Below are 6,580 nucleotides of genomic sequence, written 5' to 3'. Positions count from 1 at the left end.
CAACGACGAGCGAACAGCCGCTCTGCCAGACTTCCTCCACACCTACAACCACCACCGCGGCCACACCGCACTCGGCGGAAACCCACCCATCACCCGCGCAAACAACCCTGCGGGTCAATACACCTAGACGGTTGGCAGCCACCACGGAACCTCGCCACCTGGGTTGCAGTCATCGTGCTCGCCGCGTGGACCCTTGGTGCCATCCAGTGGCACGAGAAGGACTGCGATTTCATCCCCACCTCCTACCGCCTGGTCATCACCCACGGATTCCCCGATCTCTTCGAGGGCTGCGGCACCGAATACGGAGCTAACGTCAACAATGATTGACCAGCGCGGTAGGTTGGTGGCTGCCGAGCAGTGTATGTATGGGCAGCTGTCAGTCGAAGACACAACTACTGATGCCGGCGGGCAGGCTCCGGTAGGAACTCACCTTGTTCTTCCACGAGACGGGGAGGTTCACCCGGCCGTTGGGGGCAATGCGCACGTAGTTCCCTCCCAGATTCTTGTCCCAGAAGACGCAGACGTACCTGGTGCTCATGTTCGCGACGGAGTTGGCACGGTCGTTCCAGCCGTAGCCCGGGGCCGCCAGATTCGGGTTGTACTTCACCGCGTTCTGGTCGTCGTAGATGTCCCCGCCCGCGTTGTCGTTGTCCCACATGCACCAGTCGCCGGACTCGCACTGGGCCCAGCTTCTCGCACCGGCGGGAGTCTGCTGACCGGCTGAGGCGGCCGAGGCGCTGCCGATGGTGAAGGTACTGGCCAGCACGATCGCCGTGAGCGTCCGCGTAATTTTGATCATCGGGTTCCCTTCCAGGGCGCAGGCATGTCCGGGCGAAATACTCCCGCACCCGGCTGAACCCGCGCGGATCCAAGCCTGAGCCAGAATCCTTACCTGCGGACTGCTGCGTCAAGACAGCGATTCCCCCCACAGCCCGCCCGTGCACCGCTGGCGTGGTCTTCACGAGGAAGCGGGATCGCTGATGGCAGGTCACGAGCCGTCCTGGTCCGATCGTGAGGCGAGAGCGCGGTGCAGCGCGGATCGAGCACCGGCACCGTCGTCCCCGCCCGCTACGATCTTGGCCATGACGGGGATCGGTCAGGTTGTGGTGGATGGGTTCTGGGCTGTGGACCGCGCCCTGGGTGGTGATCAGCCGCCGGCATGCAGCCAGAGGTTCGCAGCCGCGCATCCGCTGGGTCTGGCGCTTCTCACGGGCATTTCCTGGGCGGTCTTCTTCCTCTTGCTGCCGAATACCCAGCCTCTCGACGTCGTGATCGGCCTTGCCGGGGGCGTGTTCCTCGGCGGGCTTTTCGGCCTGACCGGCCTGTACGAGCGATGCCGTCAGCGCCGGCTTGTACGCCTCGGACTGTGGGAAGGCTCCAAAGGGCGCTAAGGCAACGGAGGCAACAGTAGGTGAGCGCCGGAGCCGAGGCGTCCGGCTGCCCAGGTAAACCGTGGGTCGGGCTGTCGTCGTAGACAATGCCTGAGCCGCCTTCACCGGCTGCCCGGCAGACGTCATCGCCGTCCCCGCCGTGCCAGCCGGCCGGCGGTGGTCCGTCCTCGTCGTGCCGGGAGTGCGGACGCCCGCTCACTGACGAGCTATCCACCGCGTGGTCAGGTATGGGCCAACGTGCGCCCGCTATCTGCTCATCTGAGTGCGTTGCTCGGCCACTGCCTGCGGGCACGCACTGAAGGCCCCAGCGAGTGCGACCTCTATCTCCGCTGCTCGAAGTTCCTCACCACCAGCGAGTACACACCGCGTCTGCGGTCCCGACTCGCTCGCGAGCAGCAGCTCGCTCAGGACGCCGTTGAACGCGGCAGGCCACGCGAGGTCGAACGACATAACGCCATCGCCTCCCGGGTCGGGCAGCTTGTCACTGACCTCGGCGAGTCTCAGGACACAGAAACCATTCCGGATGGCGCGGCGGGTCACCTACCATGCGGCAGTGGATCGTAACTGGATGCGGCAACAGCTCGAAGCGTTCGACAACCTGGCCATGCGCTACGAGAACAGCACCAGGCCCGGCGACTACATCGGGGACGAGGCACTCCTGGAGCAACTGCATCGGGCTGAACCCACGGTAAAGCAGGTCCTGCGCCGTCTTGACCCGCAACTCGCGCAAGAGATCAACGTCGACGCGATGGCGGGAGAGACACATGCCCGGAACCAGGTGCAGCGAGGGCTGGGCATCCTCACCGACATGGATGAATGGGAAGCCAGGTTGGCACCCGACGCTCCGGCCCTCCCGGCCGACCAGTTCCACCCCTGGGTCTGGGACGCAGCCCGCACTTTCTGGGACTCTCAGCACTACCGTGCAGCCGTGCACGCTGCCGCCAGCGCGATCAACGCTCACCTCCAGGCGAAGCTCGGGCGCCGAGACGTTGCCGACGACAAGCTCGTGCAAGAGGCATTCAGCGACAAGCCGGCCGAGCCGGGCAAGCCTCGACTCCGTGTCCCCGGCGACGCGACGACTCCTACCGTCCAGAGCCGGCAACGCGGCGCCCTGCAACTCGGGCTCGGATCGTTCTTCGCGATCCGCAACCCCGCCGCCCACGAGACGGGCGAGTGGACGGAACAGGAGTCACTGGAACAACTGGCCACCCTCAGCGTCCTTGCCCGCCTCATCGACAGCTGCCAAGTGTCCAGATAAACGCTGAGGTTGGCGTGCCTTGAGCGGGGACAGGCGGCGACGTCCTCGTCTAGCACGTCGTGTGTGGAACCGCCGGACCACGCCGCGTCCTCGAACTGGTGGTAGCCGTAGGCGTCCCGGATCTCCCAGGCGTGCTCGTAGGCTGTCATCTGCCGCTCGGCACCGCTTCAGGCACGAGGGGTCCTCCACGCGCAGGTGCTCGGCGACGTACGCGACCACCGACCACGGCAGTCCAGCGGGTCCTCCGGGAAGAGCCCCAGGTACCGGACCGTGCACATCTGCAGCGCGAAGCCCGCCGCTTCCCGATCAGCCGCCGTGACAGGAGCAGGGGTTACGTCATCGTGCGGTAGGTGGCGGCGTCAGGGGCGGTCGGCGTGGACGGTTCAGCATCACCAGCAAGACGGTTGAGGCAATCACAATCGCGGCGGGCGCAACAGCGACGACCCAACCGAATGAGATGAAGAATGCCACGCCCATAGCCAATGCCGCAACGAGAGAGACAGCCAGGCCGATGCTCCTGCTGGCGTTATCTCGTCGCAATTCCATCGCGGTGCGTTCGTGCACAGGAGCGATCGCCGAGAAGTCGCCAGCGGTATAGAACGCCTGAGGGATGGTTTCGTCGCTCAGGTCGATCGGAGGGCGAGGAGGGACGCCGAGGATCGCGGGTGCAGACCGTCGCCGAGATCTCCTGGGCGGTGTACTCATTCGGTTCCCCTCATGAAACTCATCCTCCCAGTCCGCCGGCCAGAAGATTGGCGAGCACCAAGAGATGGCGGACGTTTGCGTCGGAAAATCCACGCTGCTGAGCAGCAAGTGGCCAGGTGTCCATCCTCGCATCCATGACAAGAACGCCAAGTTGGCGATGCCCTGCTCGCACTGCGACGGCAAGTATCGCGTGGTCATTGCCGCCTGTGTGGGGCGGGGGCCCGTTCAAGTAGGTGCTGATCTGCTGCCTCTTGAAGACCCCGCCGGTGCGCAAGACATGGCGCAGCACGGGAAAGCCGAAAGAGGCGGCCGCGATACGGTCAACTGGTGGCGGGGATCCTGGCCAGATTCCGCCGCAGTTGAACTCGCTCCCCGCAGCCTCCCAAAGGTAGAAGACTGCTCTGGAGCCGGGGTGTATTTGTCCCGCAGCGCTGCAGACCGCTTGGTCGAGACGACCCCGGGACCGATGAAGTTCCGATCCTTGCCCGGCCAGCAGCCCGCTAATGCGCGCAGTATGGGCCGAAGCCGCAGACGCTGCCTGTACGACTCGCTCTTGGTGGAGTGCTTCCTCCAAGACGAGGCGCTCGCGTCGCTCTACGGAGCGCCGGGAGGCTGCCGACTCGAAGTATGCAACGACCGTAGTGGCGGCGACACATCCCACTCCGTAGAGGATGTACTCATGCCTCTTCGAGCTGCTGCCTCCGCCGGTGATGGAGAACACAAAGGCGCCGATACCGAACGCCAGTGCGAAGAACTTCAAGGCCCAGTCGACTACTTTTTCCCTGTCCGGCACTGCGTCCCCCCGAAAGCCTTCCCCTGGGGAGGGATGTTAGCCAGGTCATCACGACCGTGGGGGCCTCTCGCGCGAGTTTCAGGGCGAACGGGATTGGATTGCAGCTCTGCAGGCAGCTGCAATCCATGCGCGGCGGCATCTGCCGGGACGCGTGCGGGGACCGGCCCTGTTTCGGGTGGGCGCTACCAGAGGTGTTCCTCGGCACGGCATCGTGTCGGTGACAGCCACGGCGAACAACTCGTCCCAGGTGTCGTGATGGACACCGAGATTGAGTAGGGGTAGGCCGGCGGCGTGGGCGTTGTATCCGGCGCGGCCTCGCCGGTCGGCGAGGTCGGCCAGGCAGGTGCATGTGCTCGATGAGTGGGTCCAGGCCGTGCTTGCCCGCTTCGAGGTATGTCGTGCGGTCCAGCTGCAGGGTGTCGATCGCTCCGGCTGGCGACCAGCCGGGCAAGAGACGGGTGAGGTCCCGATAATCCACCGCGGCGTGTGGGCGAAGATCCAGGCACCGGTCAGTGCTTCCTGACGTCGGGAGCCTCGTCGCTCGTCCGCGAGCCGGCTGCGGAAAAGATGTGAGAGGAGGAGTGCGAGCGGGCGAGTAAAGTGCCAGTTAAGGCCCTGCAATATTGCCTTGACCAGCAAGAACGCGGCCAGTTGTAATCGCACGACACATCCTCGGTACTACACGGTACAGGTAGGCGAAACCGTCCGGGGGCGTCTACCAGGTCCGGGACGGTCGCTTGATGCCAGGTCATGGCCTTGTGGTCCATGGGCGTCAATGCTGTTGGTGAGACACGTGTGAGAGCGAGTGAGAGGTGAGGAGCCCCCGCCGGATGATGTCGATGGGGGTTCTGCGTGTGGTGTGGCTTCGGGTTTCCGTCGCGCTGGTCCGTTTCGACGAGGCGGGAATGCTCGACTGCTCACGGCCCCTGGGTCTGCTCGCCACCCTCATAGGCAAGGATCCGCACCACACCCGCATACCCGCGTCATAGGGGCATCTTGTGAGACCGGGGGCCCCGCCGAAACACTCCGGCGGGGTGGCGGATTGGCCATGGCTGCTTTGGCAGTGACTTGTGTGTGGCATCTTGCGCCGATGGTCGACGCAAGCGCGGGAGTTCGACGAGTTCACGGGCAGCTCCGCCGCCTGCTCCCCACGTCCAGGGCTGTCCGACCGCGTTCGATGGGAGCCAGCAAGATGTCTGCTCATCCCTTGGTTCCGGAGCCGGAGCCGGAGGCGAGGACGGCGGCGCATGCTGAGGCGCATGCCAGGACGGCGAATAGGCGCGGGTAGCCGCCCAGTGGTGCGGCGAGTGCCGCTCCGGCGAAAGGGGCGAGGGCGCCGGCGACGGTGACGGGGGCCGCGAGGGTGGCGGAGAGGCGTCCGTGGGCGGCGGTGCCCCAGCGGTCTGTTACTGCGGTGGCCTGGAGGAGGGTGAGGTTGCCGCGGACTATGCCGGCGACGATGGCCAGGGCGATGAGGAGGGGGAGGGGGCCGGAGACGGCTGCAAGGAGGGCGGTGGTGGCGCCGCCCGTCGCGATGAGGACGACGGTGCGAGTGGTGGCCCCGGAGCGGCGGGCGAGTTGGCGTACAGGGTGCGGCCGAGTGTCTGGCCGAGGCATGCCGGGCAACTGGGTGGCGGCGCCGAGGGGTCGCGCCGCCGCCCTTACCTGCCGGATCTCGTTGGGGCCGGGAGCGGTTCTAGACCCGTTCGGCTGTCCGCTGCGGCGTCAGTTCGGCGCCGGGCGGGCGCAGATACAGGCAGAGGGTGTGGGCGGGCTCGGCCGTCCCTCGGATCCAGCGGGTGTCGACGACGGTGCAGGCGGGCCCGTCCCCCAGCCAGTCCGCGGCGGCTTGGAACAGGGCCGTGGGGTCCTGGCCCGCGAGGATCAGCGTCCCGTCGTCCTCCACGGTGACCCACAGGTCGACGTGCGAGTTCACAAACGCCCCCGCTCGCTCGCGCAGCTCTTCAACCAGCGTCGCAGTACCGGAATCCGTCGTCATCGTTACCTTCCGCGCACATGTGTCAGTGACTGTTCGTGTGCCCCGCTTACCTTCCGTTACTCCCTGGAGTTCCTCAGGATCGCGTGAACGCCCACGTCGGCCCAGGCGCCGAGAGCCGTCCCACCCCCGGGCATCGGGATGGGACGGCTCTCGGAAGGTCGGCCGAAGGTGTTACGCAGCGAGGGTCACGCGAGGCGCGGGGCGCTCGCCTGATCCGGAGCGGCGGGCCTGGGCGAAGCGGCTGCGTCGGCCGCGGGTGGCGGTGGCGCTGCGCTTGGCGCGTTCCACGACCGGTGCGGCGATGACGCACGGGATGCCGCTGGGGGCCTGGGCGCCGGTGATCCGGGTCAGTTCGGCCTCGTCGGGGCGGACCTGTGCGGTCTGCGGGGTGATGCCGGCGTCCCGCATCAAGCGGATCATGTCGCGGCGCTGGT

At 66.5% G+C, this 6,580-nt stretch carries 8 protein-coding genes and 4 pseudogenes; 6 read left to right on the top strand and 6 right to left on the bottom strand.

The annotated features are described in order from the left end of the window. Both G3I60_RS43235 and G3I60_RS44860 read left to right on the top strand, forming a co-directional pair. Nucleotides 1–127 (top strand): annotated as a pseudogene (locus G3I60_RS43235) (IS481 family transposase); the annotation flags it as partial. A gap of 47 nt (nt 128–174) precedes the next feature. After that, entirely contained in the window at nt 175–327 is a 153-nt protein-coding gene (locus G3I60_RS44860; RefSeq protein ID WP_203675310.1) for a hypothetical protein, read from the top strand. 49 nt (nt 328–376) lie between these two features. Here G3I60_RS44860 and G3I60_RS43230 read toward each other — a convergent pair whose 3' ends face one another. Next, on the bottom strand, nt 377–799 hold the full coding sequence (locus G3I60_RS43230) for a peptidase inhibitor family I36 protein (protein ID WP_164299610.1): 423 nt from the start codon (nt 797–799) through the stop codon (nt 377–379). A gap of 283 nt (nt 800–1,082) precedes the next feature. Between G3I60_RS43230 and G3I60_RS43225 the strand changes: the two genes are divergently transcribed. The 3 genes from G3I60_RS43225 to G3I60_RS43220 all read left to right on the top strand — a co-directional run bounded on the left by G3I60_RS43225 (nt 1,083) and on the right by G3I60_RS43220 (nt 2,649). Continuing rightward, nucleotides 1,083–1,391, top strand: coding sequence for a hypothetical protein (locus tag G3I60_RS43225; protein WP_164299609.1), 309 nt, complete (start codon nt 1,083–1,085; stop codon nt 1,389–1,391). A gap of 86 nt (nt 1,392–1,477) precedes the next feature. Then, a complete protein-coding gene (locus tag G3I60_RS47185; RefSeq protein ID WP_369334876.1) occupies nt 1,478–1,690 on the top strand; it encodes a DUF6011 domain-containing protein in 213 nt (70 codons plus the stop codon). A gap of 254 nt (nt 1,691–1,944) precedes the next feature. Then, the gene (locus G3I60_RS43220; protein ID WP_343241893.1) at nt 1,945–2,649 is read left to right on the top strand and encodes a TIGR02391 family protein; all 705 of its coding nucleotides are present in this window, start codon (nt 1,945–1,947) and stop codon (nt 2,647–2,649) included. 60 nt (nt 2,650–2,709) lie between these two features. On the opposite strand, the pseudogene G3I60_RS46995 reads toward G3I60_RS43220, so the two are convergent. Beyond that, nucleotides 2,710–2,942: pseudogene (locus G3I60_RS46995) on the bottom strand (DUF4158 domain-containing protein); the annotation flags it as partial. A gap of 43 nt (nt 2,943–2,985) precedes the next feature. Continuing rightward, nucleotides 2,986–3,552, bottom strand: a complete 567-nt coding sequence (locus tag G3I60_RS43215; protein ID WP_164299607.1) for a hypothetical protein — start codon at nt 3,550–3,552, stop codon at nt 2,986–2,988. Nucleotides 3,553–4,986: 1,434 nt separating this feature from the next. Between G3I60_RS43215 and G3I60_RS43210 the strand changes: the two genes are divergently transcribed. Next, nucleotides 4,987–5,136 carry a hypothetical protein gene (locus G3I60_RS43210; RefSeq protein WP_164299605.1) on the top strand — a complete coding sequence of 50 codons (150 nt, stop codon included), beginning with the start codon at nt 4,987–4,989 and terminating at the stop codon, nt 5,134–5,136. 211 nt (nt 5,137–5,347) lie between these two features. Here G3I60_RS43210 and G3I60_RS43205 read toward each other — a convergent pair. The 3 genes and pseudogenes from G3I60_RS43205 to G3I60_RS43195 all read right to left on the bottom strand — a co-directional run. Further along, nucleotides 5,348–5,757, bottom strand: a pseudogene (locus G3I60_RS43205) (MFS transporter); the annotation flags it as partial. Between the two features lie 86 nt (nt 5,758–5,843). After that, nucleotides 5,844–6,146 carry a hypothetical protein gene (locus G3I60_RS43200; protein WP_164299603.1) on the bottom strand — a complete coding sequence of 101 codons (303 nt, stop codon included), beginning with the start codon at nt 6,144–6,146 and terminating at the stop codon, nt 5,844–5,846. A 171-nt stretch (nt 6,147–6,317) separates the two neighbouring features. Next, nucleotides 6,318–6,580 (bottom strand): annotated as a pseudogene (locus G3I60_RS43195) (ATP-dependent helicase); the annotation flags it as partial.

Source organism: Streptomyces sp. SID13666, from assembly GCF_010548325.1.
Classification (GTDB): domain Bacteria; phylum Actinomycetota; class Actinomycetes; order Streptomycetales; family Streptomycetaceae; genus Actinacidiphila; species Actinacidiphila fildesensis.
Note: the sequence above shows the minus strand (reverse complement) of the source record. Positions and strands in the feature narration are given on the sequence as shown.

What these genes read in the sequence shown, in the direction of transcription:
- G3I60_RS43200 (WP_164299603.1), bottom strand. Translation starts at nt 6,146, where the DNA reads ATGACGACGGATTCCGGTACTGCGACGCTGGTTGAAGAGCTGCGCGAG.
- G3I60_RS43215 (WP_164299607.1), bottom strand. Translation starts at nt 3,552, where the DNA reads ATGACCACGCGATACTTGCCGTCGCAGTGCGAGCAGGGCATCGCCAAC.
- G3I60_RS47185 (WP_369334876.1), top strand. Translation starts at nt 1,478, where the DNA reads ATGCCTGAGCCGCCTTCACCGGCTGCCCGGCAGACGTCATCGCCGTCC.
- G3I60_RS43210 (WP_164299605.1), top strand. Translation starts at nt 4,987, where the DNA reads ATGGGGGTTCTGCGTGTGGTGTGGCTTCGGGTTTCCGTCGCGCTGGTC.
- G3I60_RS43230 (WP_164299610.1), bottom strand. Translation starts at nt 799, where the DNA reads ATGATCAAAATTACGCGGACGCTCACGGCGATCGTGCTGGCCAGTACC.
- G3I60_RS43225 (WP_164299609.1), top strand. Translation starts at nt 1,083, where the DNA reads ATGACGGGGATCGGTCAGGTTGTGGTGGATGGGTTCTGGGCTGTGGAC.